1 pseudogene is annotated in these 742 nt (G+C 65.2%); it reads left to right on the forward strand.

Features of this window, described 5'->3' with window-relative positions:
- Positions 1–630 (forward strand): annotated as a pseudogene (locus BN1130_RS18535) (baseplate J/gp47 family protein); the annotation flags it as partial.
- Positions 631–742: the final 112 nt, after the last annotated feature.

The following is a 742-nucleotide window of genomic DNA, read 5'->3' on the forward strand; positions in this document are numbered from 1 at the left end:
GCGCGCAACGACGACAAGGAGTGGATCACCACCCAGGGCAGCGACGCCGAGAGCAACGATGCCCTGGGGCTGCGCATCCAGAACCAGTTCTCGGCAGTGGGCCGCTATCACATCGATGCGATTTACCGCTCGATGCTGGCCAGCGTGGCGGGCATTCGCGCCGATCACATCTTCTTCGAGCATGACGCCCCCCGGGGCCCCGGCACCGCCAACGCCTATATCCTGCTGGAAGTGGGGCCGACCCCGGCCAGCCTCACCGCCCAGCTCAACGACTACGTGGGCCGCCAGGGCAACCATGGCCATGGGGATGACCTGTTCGTGATGAGCATCCCCGAAACCCAGCACGACCTCACCCTGGAGCTGTGGCCACAAGCCAACCTCAGCGAGGCGCAGCGAACTGCGCTCAAGGCGGGCGCCGAGAACCTGGTGAAGGCGGCCTTTCGTCAGTCTGCGGATTTCCCCAGCGTCACCCGCACCTGGCCCCAGTCGCGCTTCTCCCTCTCCCAGTTGGGCCGGGAGTTACACAGCCAGTTCCCGCAGCTCAAGAGCCTGCGCTTTGCCGAGGAAGACATCGTCTCCGCCCTGGCCATCCCGCGCCTGAATCAGCTTGAGGTCACCCTCCATGACTAAACCGACACCGCTTAGCCATGACCTGCAAGCCCCCGTACTGGCCGATGCCAGCGCCCCCTGGTGGGAAGATGGCATCACCATCAGTGCCGCTCACGCCGAACCGGGCTTTCTG

It is taken from the genome of Aeromonas rivuli (assembly GCF_000820045.1).
Lineage (GTDB): Bacteria > Pseudomonadota > Gammaproteobacteria > Enterobacterales > Aeromonadaceae > Aeromonas > Aeromonas rivuli.